Origin of the sequence: Exiguobacterium sp. 17-1 (assembly GCF_023096305.1) — a bacterium.
Lineage (GTDB): Bacteria > Bacillota > Bacilli > Exiguobacteriales > Exiguobacteriaceae > Exiguobacterium_A > Exiguobacterium_A sibiricum_A.
This window is the reverse complement of record NZ_JALIGJ010000001.1, coordinates 128,891-144,453: the sequence shown is the minus strand read 5'-3', so window position 1 is coordinate 144,453 and position 15,563 is coordinate 128,891. Positions and strand designations below refer to the sequence as shown.

Genomic DNA, 15,563 nt, shown 5'->3' with positions numbered 1-15,563 from the left:
TTTACAATTCCTCCTCTTGTCTTTCAAAACTAAATGCGACAATCCCAACCAGATAACCTACACTTAAAGTAAAATATTTGTAAATATTTACTTTAATACACTCAACAAATTCTCTGTCTTCTTAGGAGGAGTACGTTCTGTTTCACACGCCGATTTATCGCCTATTCAGTAGACGATCGTCAGTGATCCATTATGTATCCAGTTTGGGATGAACAGAAAAATGTTATCGAATGCCTATTTTCAGGGCATTTCATATGTCGTAGGTTCGTACCAAGTCTCACTCCTAAATAAGTGAGTCACTCAGCTACAGCTCAAATATACAAAACTCAGAAACTAACGACAATAGGTTTTTTGTAAAAATTAGGGGAATAGTAGTAACTAGTAAAATATATTTACAGGTTGTATATGGAAATTAAAAATCTAACCATCCCTTTTTAAGAAAACGCTTACATTTATATAGAATTTCACTTAAGTCAATATTTTTCTGAAATATAATAAAGCCATCACGCTTCAATCCCGTGACGGCTTTCCTCTCAAGATATACTCTGATTCGCTTGCTCTACCGCTTTCAAAAACGAGTCGCGTCGAAACCGATGATCGGTATCTGCCGTCAACTCAATCATGTCGTCCAAGCGACGCAATTGAATCGGCAGACCACGTCCGATCCATTCGAGCTGTTGTTGAAGATGTCGTCTCGCCCGGTCAATCGTATGTCGTTCTGCTGCCGCGAACTGCCGTAAGTACTGCAAGACGTAACCGAATCCAAATTCAATCGGAATCCGTAATTCGGCTCCCTTGTCCTTGATCCGAATCAGACCTGCTCCATAATGGATCGCCCGTTCCCACTCTTCACTGATCCGTTCGTACCAGTTTCCATTCGTCAGACAGTGTGTTTCCAGTGCTCCTTTTGGACCGCTCGGCATGACGCTGAAATAATCGATTTTCATCCGCCTTCTCCTTTTCCATAAAAAAATAGGATGAATCCTTGATGGACTCACCCTATATGACAGGTCAAAAGGTTTGATTGTTCGAAAATCATGTAGATAAAAAAACACATCATTCAACATCGAAAAAGCTTTTCGAATACGCTATACTGGATACGGGAATGGGAGGAATGCTCGTGGCGATTATCATCTTTTGCCTCGTATGTCTCTTCGCATATCGTATCCGCAAGCTTCCCGAAGCGATTCGGACGATCTTACTCATCCTCGGTTTACTCAGTGGATGGTTCGCGCTGTTTGAGATCATCAGTTATTTAGAAGCGAATCCTTACCTGGCCGCAATCCCGATTGCACTCGGACTCGCTTACTGGTATTGGCATCGCAAGAAAAAACGGACGACCGGTTCTACCTCAAGTTGAGGTCGAGCGGTGTCCGCCTATCAATCACACAAGACCAGTCCAATCAAATGGAACTGGTTTTTTTGTCGTTATAAGACGGCCGGTGGTCCGAACTTTCCGTCATGGTAGTCGCGGTACGCCTGACGAATCTCTTCTTCCGTGTTCATGACGAACGGTCCGTAGGCAATCGTCTCCTCCCGGATTGGTTGACCGGAGTAAATCAGGACCTTCGTCCGGGTGACGGCTGTCAGTGCGAGGGCACTGTCACCTTGCGCCTGTTCGTCAAACGTCAATGTCGCCGCCATCGTCTTCGCGAGGCGCGTCTCGCTTGTCCCGACTTCCAGTTCTCCTGCCAAGACATACAAAAAGGCGTTATGGTTCACCGGTAAGACATGTGTATACGTCGCGCCCGGAGCAAGCGATACCTCACTCATCGTGATCGGAACCAAACTGTCGAGTGGTCCCGTCACGCCGGCAATCGCACCGGAATAGACCCGGACGTGTCCTCCATCGAACGTCACGACTGGTGCCTGTTCGAGCAAAACGTTTTGATACGATGTCGTCGTCTCTTTCAAACGTTTCGGCAGATTGAGCCACAGTTGCAACGTATGGATCAAATCATCGTCGACCGCTTCTTCGGCATGCCGCGCCGCCCAGCCGGCATTCATGTACTGGACGTCACCCGCGTCGAGAATCGAATGCCCGCCATGATTGTCAATATGTTCAAGCCGACCGTCGATGACATAGGTGATTGTCTGAAAGCCGCGGTGGGGATGATCCGAAAACGTCCCGCGTTTGAACCAGTCCTCCGCCATCAAAATGAACGGATCAAACTCGCCTTTCCGGTCCGGTGACAGGACCCAGCCCTGTTGCACATGGGGATAACCATTTTGTTGATACGTCACTTGCCAGTGGTTCTTAACATCCCGTTTGAACATCTCTCCATCTCCTCTACTTATCATATTTTCATTGTTGCACAGCCGCGTTCTTAAGCCGTACTCGTTTGCTTATACCAGGTTTTCAGCCCACAAAAAAACGACCCCGGTCAGTTGACCGGAATCGTTCCACTATTTTGAATCAGAGGCGTGACGCCTTTTGTTCGAGGACGGCAATCTTCTCTTCGATTTCAAGCAGTTTCAGTTCATGTTCGAGTTCAAGGCGACGTTTTTTACGTTTCAGTTGGCTCAGTTCTTCTGCGACCGACTCCGGTGAAGCTTCCGGACGTGGTGGTGCCGACTGATCCATCGACTGACGGAGCGGGTCAAACAGGTTCGACTTGGCAAACTTCGCCGCTTCCGGACCAAACAGGTCATTGATGATCGGCAAGACTTTGTTCATCGCATTGCCCGGAATCTGTGACTTCTCGTCGACGAGACGTTTGAGCGCCAGTTCATCAACCAAATAGCCTTTTCCGTCCTGTTCGGCGTGTAACTCGCCCGTACGGATCCAGCGACGGACCGTCTCTTCTGATACACGTAACAATTCACTGATCTGTTTTGTCGTTAACATTGTTATCCCTCTTTCCGATTCATTTGATACCCTCACTATACACACGTGTGTGCGTGTGTGTCAATAGATACACACATCAAAAAACCCTCCGAACCGATGTGGTCCAGAGAGTTTTACTTATCCTGCGCGTCGTAACAATAACCAGAGTCCGACGACGGCCAGTCCTGCTCCTGTCGCAGCGTATGGGAACGGTTGATCCTCCCCTGCTTGCGGGAGTCGTTCACCAGACATACCGCCTGTCTCCGGATTGTCTGCTTTGACTTCCGTGACGGGTGCTTGCGCCGGTGTAGTCGATGTCTTCGTCGGTTGCGGTGTTGGTTTCGGTTCAACGACCGGTTTCGTCTTCTTGATTTCAGCAAGCAGGAAATACCCCATCGTCTCGTCCGTCAGTGTGACCGAATCCGTTGTTGCTTTCCGTTTGAACAGTTTGAGGAATTCATCGTATCCCGGGAATTCTTCTTCGTCTTCATTGGCCATGCCGACAGCAAGTGCTTCTGCTCCTGCTTTCGTCAGTTCGAATGAATCCATCATCTCATCGAGCGAAACATGGTGAATCGCTTCGACTGTGTATCCGGCTGCGACTTCTGTCTTCACCGTATACGTACCCGGCGTCAACTCGATTGATAAGGCATCGTCTTTTCCGACTTCTTCCGTATACACATCTTTACCTGTGATTGCATCCGTTACCGTATACGTCGCAGGAATCGTCTGCTCCGAGTAACCCGGAATCTGATCGTTGTTCGCATCGAGGAAGTTCGTTACGATCAACAGATTCGCCATGTCCATCTCTTCGTCATCGAGACCGTAGAGACCGGCATCCACCTGAACGATGTCACCTGCTTTAAGTTTCACTTTTGCTAAATCCTCTTCGTCAAGATCCGAATCGATCGTCGGATCTGTTCCTTCGTGTTGAGGAGACGTGTAGTAGTACCCGATGTCCATGCCGTATACTTCCACGTAATACGTTCCTGGCTTAATATCCTTAAACGTATACAGACCGTCTTTCGTATAGACTTCTTCAACGACATCATAGTTTTTATTTAAGAGATAAACCGGGACGTCACTGATGCGTGTTTCTTTTTCCTGACGGATCCCGTCTTCATTTTCATCAAACCAGATGATTCCGTTGATGACTGCAGTCGTTGCTTGGACCGGCTCTTCCTTGACTGGTTCTGTTTCCGACTTCGGCTCTTCTTTAACTGGTTCTTCTTTAACTGGTTCTTCTTTTACAGGCTCTTCTTTGATTGGTTCTTCCGTCGCCGGTTCCTCCGGTGTCGGTTCCGTTGTCACGGGTTCTTCCGGTGTCGGCTCCGCTTTGACTTCGCGGCCGAATTCGATCAAAATCGTTTTCGCTTGATCCGTCGATGTGACTTTGACGACAGGTGCCGTCTCCGCCGTAAACGTCACTGTCGGATTTTTCGCGATATCAATTGCTTGTCCCGTCAATCCGTCTTCGAAGACTAACTCCGTTTCGGATTCGAGATTGACCATTCCTTCACCCGTGAACGTCAACGTATACGGGTTCGTCCCCGTTCCTGTGACATCCCATGAGGACACCGTTTCTGCCTGGGCTGGTGTAATGATACCAAAGACAAGCAGACACGCTACTATGTACATTCCAATTTTTCGCATTATGTTTGTTTTCGCTCCATTCTAAAATATGTGTTACCTAGATTTTAAACAATAAAGGGAAAATAAACCACCTGATTTCTGAAATTCATTTAAGAAAAAGACAATTCATGTCCGTTTTTTGTGAAAACAAAAAAAAAGAATCATACGATAACCGGGGAACAGGTGGTTATCGTATGATTCCTTTCCATTAACGAACGACTTCAAGCGGAATTTCAATTCCACGTCCGGCACCGGCATCAATGATTAAGACCGGCAAGCGGTTTTCATCAAAGACTTCTTTTTCGATTGTCGTATCCGACGTATACGTTCTGATTTCCCCCATTTTTTTCGCCGTAAACGAAACAAATGGGAACGGAATCGACTGATTGGCAACATCGAGTCGAATATCGACCTGTTGGTCATCGAGCCGGATATCGTTTGCTGTCCGAATCGTCAGACGCATCCGATCATTGTCCGTCGCTGAAATTTGAGCCGAGATGTTTTCCGTTTGTCCGGCACGTGTGACAGGATCGATGATGACCGTCGGGGAAGCGGTCTCCACCTCGTCAGCACGCTGACAACCGGGAATGACAAGCAGCGAGATTGCCAAAGGAATCAGCAAACGCTTCATCACGGATTCACTTGATTGCGAAAGTCAGTTCAGCAGTACAGGCGACTTCCCCATCGACTGTTGCTGTGGCACGCCCTTTACCAATCGGTCCACGCAGTTTCGTCAGTTCGACTTCCAGTCGGAGCTGGTCACCGGGAACGACCTGACGCTTAAAACGACAATTCTCGATGCCGGCAAAAAAGGCCAGCTTACCTTGGTTTTGTTCCATCTTAAGAACAGCGAAGGCTCCGACTTGCGCCAATGCCTCAACAATCAACACACCAGGCATGACGTTGTAATCCGGGAAATGGCCATTGAAAAATTCTTCGTTGGCCGTGACATTCTTGATGCCGACAGCCCGTTTTCCTTCTTCGACTTCTAAAATCCGGTCGACGAGTAAAAATGGATAACGGTGCGGAATCACTTCCTTGATTTGTTCAATCGTATACATATAGCGCAGCTCCAATCACTGGTTAATTTAAGATTGTGTCCAAAAATCGGTGATGCGGGTCCATGTGTCGAGCTTGAGGACGTCCATCGCTTCGCCACCACCAAGTGTCGCATATCCAACCATCGCACCGATTACTAACGCAAGGACGACAAGAAGAAGAATGATCAATAAACGAACAATGATCGGAACACGACGCGAAGAATACTGACGTAGTTTTTTACGTTGCTTCGGTTCCTGCTCTTGTTGCTCTTCGTTCTTGATCTGTTGATTACGTTTCAGACGTTCACGGGTCGGTTGGTCCGTTCCGGCTTGATTTTGTACCATCTTGATCACCTTTCATTGGTTCAGTCTAAAGAACAGTATAGCATATTAGTACCTGGTATTAAATAGTTGCAGTTTAGCTACAAAACAGTTCTTTTTTTAAGTGTAACATGCAGAAACAAGGAATTCGTTAAAAAAGTTTTTGAATCTCTATATATAGAAGGAATCGGAATATCCGCATTTTTTTAAAAATAAATCTGCTATTTTTCAATCCAATTCAAAACCGGGCGCGTATGCTGTTCAGAACGATACAGACAACAACTACCAAATACCAATTAGATATCACCCAAATTTGAGAGGATGAGACAAAATGAAAAACACGAAAAAATTCGCAGCAACAGCAATGGCAGCAGCACTCGTATTACCAGGAACGGCAGCATTCGCTTCCGGTGGCGGGGACGACATGAAACATGAGGACAGCGCGAAAAACGTCACGGTCAAAACAAAAGCCGCTGACCTCCGTGCAACACTCGATCAGTTACTCTCTGAGCACTTCGTGCTTGCCGTCATGGACATGAAAAAACAATATGACGGATCAAAAGATGCCCAGTATTATGAAGCAGCACTTAAACAGAACGCACTCGACATGACACCGGCGATCGCTTCTGTCTACGGCGACGAAGGCGCAAAACAATTCGAAAAAATCTTCGTTGACCACAACAAATACACAACCGATCTCGTCAAAGCCGTGAAAGCGGACGACCAAGACGGCATCAACGCGTCAAAAGCGGAAACAGAAGAGTTCGTCCAGGACCTCTCGAGCTTCCTTGATACAGCAACAGAAGGTAAACTGCCGAAGGCAGCAGCGGAAGAAGTTCTCCGTGCCCACGAAGCAGACGTCTATAAAACATTCCAACAATATGCAGCTGGTGACTACGAAGGATCGTACAACACGTTCCGCGAAGGATACAGCCGCATGTATGATATCTCGAAAGCACTCTCAGTCGCGATCACAACACAGATGCCTGAGAAGTTCGACAACACGAAAGCCGATACAAAAGCAGCTGACCTCCGGTCAACACTCAACAGCCTCGCAGCTGAGCACGTCGCACTGGCTAACATCAGCATGACGGCAGGCGTCGATCAAGCGAAAGACTATGATGCAGCGAACTGGGCAGAAGACATGCACACAGCTGACTTCAAAGCGGCAATGAAATCGGTTTACGGTCAAGCGGGTGCGGATCAGTTCGAGCAAGTCTGGACGAAAAACCACATCGAAGCGCAAGCAAACCTCGTCACAGCAGCGATCAACGACGACAAGAAATTGATGGGCGACGCACAAGACATGCTCAAAATGTTCTCGAATGACTTCGGTGCGTTCCTTGGCGCAGCAACGGAAGAAAACCTTCCGACAAAAGCGGCACAAGAAGCGGTCTCTGGTCACGAGACATACGTCCAAGATACGTTCATGCAGTACGTCGAAGGCGACTACAAAGGATCAGCTGACACATTCCGTGAGTCGTATGCTTACATGTACGGCGTCGGTGAAAACCTCGGTGAAGCGATCGTCAAACAATCACCTGAGAAATTCATGGATGGTACACCAGGTTCAATGCCGAACACAGGTAACGGCGGCATGAGCGACAACAATACAGCTGGAACGACTGGTGCCATCGCACTCTTCGGTCTCGCACTCGGTGCAGCCGGAATCGTCCTCGCACGCAAACGTCAAAACGCATAAGATTTCGGGTATACTAAAAAGGATAGCGCCTCGGCACTATCCTTTTTCTGTGTAAGAGGCTTTGTCTCGGAAAGGAGTGACGTGTCTTGAAAAAATGGTTATTACCGGTCAGCATCCTCTTGATGCTCGTTTCAATCGGTACGTTAATTTTTCTACTGATTGGAAATACAAAAGAACCTCAAACGAATATTACGCAAGGCGATGCAAAAACTGAATCAGCCGCATCTTCCGAGACAAAGGAAGATCCACTCAAACCATCTGAAATCTTTAAAAAAGAATTTAAGAATCTCTCCACGAATCAAGTGGAACTGCCGAAAACCCTGACGATTGATTCACTTAAGGTCAAGACCAATGTGGAACAAGTTGGTCTTGATAAAAAAGGCGCCATGGGGACACCGAAAAACGAACAACAAGTCGGGTGGTATAAATTTGGTCCCCGTCCGGGTGATGTCGGAAATGCCGTCATTGACGGACATACTGATACGAAGACCGGTCCTGCCGTCTTTTATCAGCTGCATGAACTCAAAAAAGGCGATATGGTCAAAATCAAGGATGAGTCAGGTCGGAACCTTGTCTTCCGTGTCAAAAAACTGGTCGAGTACGGTCACCTCGATGCACCGCTCGAAAAAATCTTTGGTGCATCTGATCAGCGTAACTTGAACCTGATCACGTGTATCGGTACGTATGACGAAAATGAAGGCACATACGACAACCGTCTCGTCGTCTTCACTGAACTGGATCAAAAGGCATCCGACCCCGTCAAAACACCACCAAAACCAGCGACGAACGTCCGCGTGTCAGGTGGATTCGTTAACTGGTACGCCTCAACCGACGAAGAAGTTGTTACGTATAACGTCTATCAAGAACAAGACGGAAAACGGAAAAAGCTCGGTTCGACGGAATCAATCGAACGAAAAGCGTTTCCTTTACCGAAAGATCCAACGGGACGTTTCATCGTCACAGCTGTCAACAAAGCCGGAATTGAGTCAGAAGAAGCATTCAGTGCGGTTCAAAAATAATCGACAAAAAGATCCTGTGCCTCAATCGGCACGGGATTTTTGTCGATCATTCATTTAAGGCGATCCGGAGTTGTTTTTCCCCGGACATCGTTTGATAGAATAAATCTAGTTTTCCCATCGTCAGTTCTTTCTGTTCTGTTTGTATGAGTAAGACTCCTGTCCGCTCTTCTCCCGCGCGATACTTGCCGGCGAGCGGATGTCGCTCGTGTAAAATTTCTGTTCTTTTCCCGTTTTCCTCATATTCACCAAGCTTTTGGGACAATTCGATCGAATCACCTGATTGATTTTTAATCGTCACGGTCAAAGCAAGTAACCGGTCCGTTCCTGTTCCGACTTGAACCAGTTTTTCTTTTGAGACCAGCACCCGTAACAAAGGTGTCGTCCGGACGATATCCCGCTGTTTCATCGCTAACGTCTCGACTTCCAGTTCACCGAGCGTATACCGAACCCCGATTCGGTTTTCGCGGTCAAATTGTTTCAGTTGATCTTCATGCCATTTTTGCATGACCGGAATCGGATTCGGCTCGACCGATTGAGAGTCCGTCCCCCATCCTGCGACGGGAATGATCCACTTGACGATGACGAAAATGACGCATACTGGTATCAGGACATACAATAGGATTGTTTTCACATCGATTCCTTCTCCCCTTCTCTGACGTCAACGCACTTTCCCTCATTATGTCGGTTTCGATTCAATAATTATACATTTTTTCACAATTGTAATAACAAAAACCCCTCGAACAGCTGCTCGAGGGGACGGACTTCCTTAATACGTAATGTGTTGTTTGCTCCAGGCAATCGATTCCTTAAACTGGCGAACGAGTTCTTCCGCCGGACCCGTCAAGGAATACGCGAGTCCATGGACCTTTTCCGACATCTGTTGCAAGACGAGTCCGTCTTCAATCAATTCCTGAAGTTGCTCAAGAATCTGACCGTGCGACTGATCGAGACGTTGTTCAATTTCACCAATCGTCAACGCACCATCCCGCAGAATAAAGATGACACTCGACTTGAGACTATTTTCGAAATTGTGCTGAAACTTTTGGAGGGCCAATAAATCAGCCTGTTCTTCTACGTGACGTTGATCCATCTGACACATACCCCTTTCGTGACACAATCGACTACTCTTTCAGTATGACCGAACTGTCCCGAAAATTCAAAGTCAGTCTTTTGTCGTCACGATCGTATTAAACGTCTTATCATCTTCCGCGATGACCATCTTCTTTTGCGACCGCAGGTGATACAGACGACGGATGTTCAGGATGACGACCTTCATGACAGCATAGAACGGAACACCGAGCAGAACACCGAAGAATCCAGCGATGTTCCCGGCAACAAGCAAGACGATGATGATGGTCAACGGATGGACATCAAGCGTTTTTCCTTGAACGAGCGGTGACATGATGTGGGAGTCGATCTGTTGCGCAACCGTCATGACGATAACGGCGTAAATCGCAAGGATCGGATCCTGGATAAACCCGACAATCAGTGCCGGAACAACCCCGATGACCGGTCCGAGGAACGGAATGATATTCGTCAAAGTCGCAAACAGGGCAAGCAACAGGGCGTAATCGATCCCGATGATCAAATAACCGATATAGGCTATGATTCCGACACCGATACTGACGATGACTTGTCCTCGAATATAACTCATGATTGTCAAATGCACATCATGGAGAATCTTTTTTGTCTCCTTATGGTATTCGAACGGCATCATCTTGACGAGGTTGCCTTTCAGCTTATCTCCGTCCAGCAACATGTAGATCAACATGATCGGAATGATGACAATCGTGACGACTGTCGTCGTGATGACGCTGACGAAGCCGCCGACACCGGTTCCGATGTTTTTCAGGAAGGTCGAAGCATACTCCGAGACATTCCCGGAAAACTTGTTGAACAGGTCATCTTGTCCGCTGAGGAAACGGGAGAAGAAGGCACTGTTTTCCAGTTGATTCCGGACATCAACCAGTTGACGCTGGAACTGCGAAGCAAGCGTCGGAATCGAATTAACGAATTCCGTAATCTGATCGGACAACATCGGACCGAAGATGAAACCGAGCGTCGTTAAAATGCCGGCGAGTCCGAGTAAGACCAGAATGACCGCTGGACGCCGTTTCATCTTTTTCTCAAGCAGCTCGACGATCGGCAACAGGACATAATACAGAATACCGGCAATCGCGAGTGGCGGAACGACCATCTGCAATAAAATCGCAATCGGCCGGAACAGGAATGTCACATGATTCCCGATCCAGACGATGATTAGCAGCGTCATGATCCACCAGGCACCACGGTACCATTTGTTCTCAAACATTTTTTGCATCTTGTCACTTCCTTATGATTAAAATGAGGACTTCTCCTTCATTAGATTTCCTTTATTCCCCCTCTTCTAATCCTTATTTTCAAAAAATAGTTGAAGGATTGTTCATTCAAGAATGTCCGTAAAGTGGATTGCTTTTTCATTCTTGTCATAAATCCAGTAAATAAAATATCTTTTTTGCATCTTTGCGTGTTAAAGTTTGATGAATGCCCATTTAATTAAGTAAGATAAAAATACCGGATTAATTTTTTGAACCTTACAAAATAATATACGGAGGATAAACAAGTGAAATGGATTAATCAAAAAATTGGTCGCCAATTGATGTTTGCCTTTTATATGGTTTTCATCGCACTCAGTCTGACGTCAGCGATCGTCTACAACTATACGGAACGAAAGATCGACCAGACGAATATGACCTTCGATGATTTACGGGAACGCCGGACGAACGCCAATGCGTTAGCCAACGAATGGACACTTGTGCAGAGCAATGTGAAATCGTATGTGCTGTTCGGCACACCAGAAATGCTCGATACAATCAAAGCGAACCAGCGGGAAATCAATCGTTTGACGACCTGGTTCGAAAAAAATGCCATTTATGAACAAGGGAAGGACTATGCGGTCGCGACCCGAACGCTTTACGACGATTACTTCGGGACCGCCCTTCCACTTTTGACGGAATATGTCGCCGGTAAGAAACAAGGTTCGATTGACGAGGCGTTCCTCGATCCAAAGACACTTGCTTCCTTATCAAACGGGGACGATTTATTTAATGAGAACGGAACACTAAAAGGCACGAACAGTCAATTGACGACAGATGCCGATGCTGCCGGCATCGATACGTTGCTCGCCAACTACCTGACATTGATTCAGGACAAGGAGACGGAAGCGAAGACCAGCCTGCTCGGCGAGATGCGGGTCGCCCAGTTCATCTGGCTCTCGAATCTCGTGGTTCTCGTCATCATCCTGTTGCTGCTCGTTCGCCCCTTCATCAGCCGGGTGACGAAGCAGGTCAATACGTTATCCCGTGACAGCGCCCTGCTCGCCAGTGGTGAGGACATCGACAACATCCCATTACCGAAACGTCAGGATGAACTGTATACATTGACGACATCGTTTAATCGGATGGCGACATCGATCGCCGACAATAAAGTCCATATGCTGGCGAAAAATGAAGAGTTACAGGCGCAACAGGAAGAGCTCGTCGCCCAGCAGGAAGAACTGCAAGCGCAGCAAGAGGAACTCGAGGAAGCACTCGAAATCACGTTGCGCAGCGAACAGCATCTCAAATATCGCAACGAACTGACGGAGACTTTGGCATCACGCGAGACGTTGACGGCCTATCCGGAAATCATCGAAAAACTCGTCTCGATCACGCAATCGGAAATCGGTGCCCTGCTGTTCCTGGATCAGCATGACGTCCGTTCAACGATTGAATACGGGATGACGGAAGAGATGGTCGGTCAGCTCGTCAAGGATGACCAGTCCTTGTTCCACCGGGCACGTGTCCTGAAACGACCGGTCCACTCATCGAAACAAGTCGCACACGACAGTCCGTTGCCGTATCCGTATTACATGTATGAAGTCGCCGTGCCGATTCTTGACCCGAACGAAGAACAGATCATCGCCTGTGTCTATCTCGTCCGTTACCGTGATGCCTTCACACCGGAACAGATGGGCGACATCCTGTCGTTCTCGCACCAGCTGTCACTCTCGCTGATGCGGATGGGGATTTATGAAAAGATGATCCATGAGAAAAATAAGACCGGTCAACTGCTGAACTCGATCCGGGAAGCTGTCGTCTACATCGAACATGAATCAGACGAACTGCTCGTCAATGAACCGTTGATGAAACTTTTCCCGGAAGTCCAGACGGAATACCAGGACGAAAGCAATCTGTCGTCCTTCCGCCAGGCGATGTCGGCGCTCTCCGCCATCATCGATGAGCCGGAACCGTTCGAACAGTATATCGAACAAATCGTCGAACAGAATCTGCCGAAAGACAGCTTACTCGTCTCGATTCGCTCGCAAAGTGCCTACATCCAGATTTATTCGGAAAAAATCCAGATCAATCAGGTCTGGGTCGGAACGATGCTTGTCCTCCGTGATGTCACGAAGGAGACGGAAGCCGACCGGATGAAAGAAGAGTTCGTTTCGACGGTCTCCCATGAACTCCGGACACCGTTATCCTCAATCTATGGTTTCACAGAATTGATGCTCAACCGGGAAATCGATTCCTTGAAACAACGGAAATACCTGACGACGATTCATTCGGAGACGGGCCGTTTGACGACACTCGTCAACGACTTCCTCGATGTCCAACGGATGGAGTCAAGCGAACAGCGTTACCAGATGGCGACGTTCGATCTCGTCCAGCTCGCAAGCGAACTGATCGATTTCCATGATGCCTCGCACACGACACACCAGTTGTCGTTTGAGGCGGAAGGTCCAATCATGATTGATGCTGATTCGGAAAAAATCAAACAGTTGCTAAACAACCTGCTCAGCAATGCCATCAAATATTCACCGGACGGCGGCGATGTCGCGATTCGGATCGAAAACCACGACGGCTTCGCTGAAATCACGATTCGCGACCAGGGAATCGGGATTCCGCAAGAAGCGATGTCGAAGTTGTTCGATAAGTTCTACCGGGTCGACAATTCGGAAACCCGGAAAATCGGTGGAACCGGACTTGGTCTATCGATTTGTAAGGAAATCGTCAAACATCATAACGGGACGATCGATGTCGAATCGACGATCGGTGCCGGATCGACCTTTACGATCCGCTTCCCGATTGCGGTCATCTCGACCATCCTCACGTACGAAGAATAAGCTGACGTGCCTTTGTCTGAATCAGACGAGGCACGTTTTTTTGTCAGGTTATGGACCGCTGCAGGACGGGTATTGAGAGAAAGAGCTGAAAAAACGAAGGGAGTTCTATTGATGACATTAGGTTGGATTGGATTAGGTCATATGGGAGTGCCGATGGCGTTACGTCTCAGACAGGCCGGGCACCAGGTTAACGTTTATAACCGGACGGTCGAGAAGACGGCTTCTCTCGTCAAAGAAGGGGCTGTCGCGCTCGAATCGCCCCGCGCCGTCGTCGAACAGTCGGACATCATCTTTCTGATGCTCGCGGATGGTCCTGCCATCACGGCGGTCTTCGAACAGGAAGACGGGCTGCTGACGAGTGCACTGTCGGGGAAAACCCTCATCAACTTAAGTACGATTTCACCGGAACAATCGATTATGTTTGCGGAACGTGCCGAACAGATTGGTGCGACGTATATCGAAGCCCCGGTTTCCGGATCCGTCGGGGTTGCTGAAGCAGGTCAACTCGTTCTGTTACTCGGCGGAGACGAACAGGCGATTGCCGCCTGTCGTCCCTACTTCGAGATTCTCGGAAAAGAAAGCATTCATTTCGGTGCCCACGGAACAGGGAGTTCAGCAAAACTCGCGATCAATCTCCTGCTAGCACTCGTCGGGGAAGGTGTTGCCGAGACGCTGTTGCTTGGCGAACGGGCCGGACTCGATAAAAACAAGCTCCTCCAGCTGATCGGTGCTTCCGGGATGAACACACCGCTTTTCCAAGGCAAACAAACGATGTACCGGGAGGAAAAGTTCCCGCCTGCGTTCCCGCTTCGCCTGATGGCAAAAGATCTCGGGTTAATCACGGAAGAAGCGAAACGCTTGACGCTTGACCTGCCCCTGGCAACGACGGCAAACAAGCAGTACCAAAACGCTTTAGAAGAGGGTCACGGCGACGAAGACATGGCCGCGATTTATCTCGCGTTGAAAAAAAACTAATCGTATCCACACTGACATCAGCGTCAGTACAAACAGAAAAGAGGGAGTCGGATTTTAAAAATCCGGCCCCCTCTTTCGTGTATTCAGATATACATTTTCCGCTTATTTCAGCGACGTCACGATGCCCATCATCTGGTCCGATGTCGTCAGGGCTTTTGAATTAAACTGATAGGCCCGCTGAATTTGCGTCAAGTTCGTCATCTCCGTCGCCATATCGACATTCGATGTCTCAAGCGTTCCGACCGTCAACGGATTCACGGTTGTCGTGTTCTGGTATCGTCCCGTCGCGGTGAAGAGTCCGCCTCCGACATCCGTCAATTCCCCGTGGTTCGGAATATCGGCGACGCCAATCCGGGCGAGCACACGGCGTTCGCCGTTCAGGACGCCGGTGATGTTGCCATCCTTGTTCAGTTCAATCGACGTCGCATTGTCCGGGAACGTGATCGGTTCGTTCGCCTGATTGATGACCGAACGTCCGGCATCATCCGTCAATAGAACTTGACCGTTTGCCTGCGGTGACAATTCAAAATTGCCGTCGCGTGTAAATTTCGTCACGCCATCCGCATCAATCACACCAAAGAAATGGTGGGGATTGCTGAGGGCCGCATCGAGCTTGCGTCCGGTATTTTGGAACGTCCCGGTTGCGAAACGCGTCGCTTCATTGGCGACATACCCGCCGACACCGAGGCGGAGACCGGCCGGTGTCGTCAGCGGTCCGCTCGTCAGTCCGGCCGGTTGGTTATTCAGATTCCGGACGAGCAGTTCATTGAACTGGGAATCCCGTCGTTTGTATCCGTTCGTATTGGCGTTCGCCAAATTATGTCCCGTCGTATCAAGCTGTTTTTGAAGCTGAGCCATCGTACTGGCCGACGTATAAAGTGATTGCATGAATTTCCTCCTT

At 48.3% G+C, this 15,563-nt stretch carries 16 protein-coding genes; 5 read left to right on the top strand and 11 right to left on the bottom strand.

What is annotated here, in order from left to right; all coding sequences use genetic code 11:
* Positions 1-533: 533 nt before the first annotated feature.
* Positions 534-947, bottom strand: coding sequence for a hypothetical protein (locus MUN34_RS00750; RefSeq protein WP_247856600.1), 414 nt, complete (start codon positions 945-947; stop codon positions 534-536).
* Between the two features lie 167 nt (positions 948-1,114).
* On the opposite strand from MUN34_RS00750, the gene MUN34_RS00745 reads away from it, so the two are divergent.
* Positions 1,115-1,360: a hypothetical protein gene (locus MUN34_RS00745; RefSeq protein WP_247856599.1), complete on the top strand. Its 246-nt coding sequence runs from the start codon at positions 1,115-1,117 to the stop codon at positions 1,358-1,360.
* Positions 1,361-1,428: 68 nt separating this feature from the next.
* On the opposite strand, the gene MUN34_RS00740 is transcribed toward MUN34_RS00745, so the two are convergent.
* The 6 genes from MUN34_RS00740 to MUN34_RS00715 all read right to left on the bottom strand — a co-directional run bounded on the left by MUN34_RS00740 (position 1,429) and on the right by MUN34_RS00715 (position 5,844).
* Positions 1,429-2,277: a pirin family protein gene (locus MUN34_RS00740; protein ID WP_247856598.1), complete on the bottom strand. Its 849-nt coding sequence runs from the start codon at positions 2,275-2,277 to the stop codon at positions 1,429-1,431.
* 139 nt (positions 2,278-2,416) lie between these two features.
* On the bottom strand, positions 2,417-2,848 hold the full coding sequence (locus MUN34_RS00735; protein WP_012371518.1) for a helix-turn-helix domain-containing protein: 432 nt from the start codon (positions 2,846-2,848) through the stop codon (positions 2,417-2,419).
* Between the two features lie 117 nt (positions 2,849-2,965).
* Positions 2,966-4,480 carry an SdrD B-like domain-containing protein gene (locus MUN34_RS00730; protein WP_247856597.1) on the bottom strand — a complete coding sequence of 505 codons (1,515 nt, stop codon included), beginning with the start codon at positions 4,478-4,480 and terminating at the stop codon, positions 2,966-2,968.
* 187 nt (positions 4,481-4,667) lie between these two features.
* Positions 4,668-5,090, bottom strand: coding sequence for a hypothetical protein (locus tag MUN34_RS00725; protein WP_012371521.1), 423 nt, complete (start codon positions 5,088-5,090; stop codon positions 4,668-4,670).
* Between the two features lie 7 nt (positions 5,091-5,097).
* Positions 5,098-5,520 carry a 3-hydroxyacyl-ACP dehydratase FabZ gene (gene fabZ / locus MUN34_RS00720; RefSeq protein WP_012371522.1) on the bottom strand — a complete coding sequence of 141 codons (423 nt, stop codon included), beginning with the start codon at positions 5,518-5,520 and terminating at the stop codon, positions 5,098-5,100.
* A 27-nt stretch (positions 5,521-5,547) separates the two neighbouring features.
* Positions 5,548-5,844 (bottom strand): DNA-directed RNA polymerase subunit beta, encoded by a 297-nt coding sequence (locus MUN34_RS00715; RefSeq protein ID WP_026827365.1) that lies wholly within the window; start codon positions 5,842-5,844, stop codon positions 5,548-5,550.
* A gap of 307 nt (positions 5,845-6,151) precedes the next feature.
* Here MUN34_RS00715 and MUN34_RS00710 point away from each other — a divergent pair, with 307 nt between their 5' ends.
* A complete protein-coding gene (locus MUN34_RS00710; protein WP_247856596.1) occupies positions 6,152-7,522 on the top strand; it encodes a copper amine oxidase in 1,371 nt (456 codons plus the stop codon).
* Between the two features lie 86 nt (positions 7,523-7,608).
* Entirely contained in the window at positions 7,609-8,541 is a 933-nt protein-coding gene (locus MUN34_RS00705) for a class F sortase (protein WP_026827363.1), read from the top strand.
* A 46-nt stretch (positions 8,542-8,587) separates the two neighbouring features.
* Here the strand turns inward: MUN34_RS00705 and MUN34_RS00700 are convergent, their stop codons facing one another.
* The 3 genes from MUN34_RS00700 to MUN34_RS00690 form a co-directional block, all read right to left on the bottom strand.
* Positions 8,588-9,172: a hypothetical protein gene (locus MUN34_RS00700; RefSeq protein ID WP_026827362.1), complete on the bottom strand. Its 585-nt coding sequence runs from the start codon at positions 9,170-9,172 to the stop codon at positions 8,588-8,590.
* Between the two features lie 135 nt (positions 9,173-9,307).
* Entirely contained in the window at positions 9,308-9,631 is a 324-nt protein-coding gene (locus MUN34_RS00695) for a winged helix-turn-helix transcriptional regulator (protein WP_012371527.1), read from the bottom strand.
* A gap of 72 nt (positions 9,632-9,703) precedes the next feature.
* Positions 9,704-10,861 carry an AI-2E family transporter gene (locus tag MUN34_RS00690; RefSeq protein WP_026827361.1) on the bottom strand — a complete coding sequence of 386 codons (1,158 nt, stop codon included), beginning with the start codon at positions 10,859-10,861 and terminating at the stop codon, positions 9,704-9,706.
* Positions 10,862-11,143: 282 nt separating this feature from the next.
* Between MUN34_RS00690 and MUN34_RS00685 the strand changes: the two genes are divergently transcribed.
* Together MUN34_RS00685 and MUN34_RS00680 are read left to right on the top strand one after the other, a co-directional pair.
* Positions 11,144-13,687, top strand: coding sequence for a HAMP domain-containing sensor histidine kinase (locus MUN34_RS00685; protein ID WP_026827360.1), 2,544 nt, complete (start codon positions 11,144-11,146; stop codon positions 13,685-13,687).
* 6 nt (positions 13,688-13,693) lie between these two features.
* Positions 13,694-14,662 (top strand): NAD(P)-dependent oxidoreductase, encoded by a 969-nt coding sequence (locus MUN34_RS00680; protein WP_348772872.1) that lies wholly within the window; start codon positions 13,694-13,696, stop codon positions 14,660-14,662.
* 102 nt (positions 14,663-14,764) lie between these two features.
* Here the strand turns inward: MUN34_RS00680 and MUN34_RS00675 are convergent, their stop codons facing one another.
* The gene (locus MUN34_RS00675; RefSeq protein WP_247856594.1) at positions 14,765-15,550 is read right to left on the bottom strand and encodes a flagellar hook-basal body protein; all 786 of its coding nucleotides are present in this window, start codon (positions 15,548-15,550) and stop codon (positions 14,765-14,767) included.
* Between the last annotated feature and the right edge of the window lie 13 nt (positions 15,551-15,563).

Coding starts and splice junctions, on each gene's coding strand:
- MUN34_RS00750 (WP_247856600.1), bottom strand. CDS start 947: ATGAAAATCGATTATTTCAGCGTCATGCCGAGCGGTCCAAAAGGAGCA.
- MUN34_RS00745 (WP_247856599.1), top strand. CDS start 1,115: ATGCTCGTGGCGATTATCATCTTTTGCCTCGTATGTCTCTTCGCATAT.
- MUN34_RS00740 (WP_247856598.1), bottom strand. CDS start 2,277: ATGTTCAAACGGGATGTTAAGAACCACTGGCAAGTGACGTATCAACAA.
- MUN34_RS00735 (WP_012371518.1), bottom strand. CDS start 2,848: ATGTTAACGACAAAACAGATCAGTGAATTGTTACGTGTATCAGAAGAG.
- MUN34_RS00730 (WP_247856597.1), bottom strand. CDS start 4,480: ATGCGAAAAATTGGAATGTACATAGTAGCGTGTCTGCTTGTCTTTGGT.
- MUN34_RS00725 (WP_012371521.1), bottom strand. CDS start 5,090: ATGAAGCGTTTGCTGATTCCTTTGGCAATCTCGCTGCTTGTCATTCCC.
- fabZ (WP_012371522.1), bottom strand. CDS start 5,520: ATGTATACGATTGAACAAATCAAGGAAGTGATTCCGCACCGTTATCCA.
- MUN34_RS00715 (WP_026827365.1), bottom strand. CDS start 5,844: ATGGTACAAAATCAAGCCGGAACGGACCAACCGACCCGTGAACGTCTG.
- MUN34_RS00710 (WP_247856596.1), top strand. CDS start 6,152: ATGAAAAACACGAAAAAATTCGCAGCAACAGCAATGGCAGCAGCACTC.
- MUN34_RS00695 (WP_012371527.1), bottom strand. CDS start 9,631: ATGGATCAACGTCACGTAGAAGAACAGGCTGATTTATTGGCCCTCCAA.
- MUN34_RS00690 (WP_026827361.1), bottom strand. CDS start 10,861: ATGCAAAAAATGTTTGAGAACAAATGGTACCGTGGTGCCTGGTGGATC.
- MUN34_RS00675 (WP_247856594.1), bottom strand. CDS start 15,550: ATGCAATCACTTTATACGTCGGCCAGTACGATGGCTCAGCTTCAAAAA.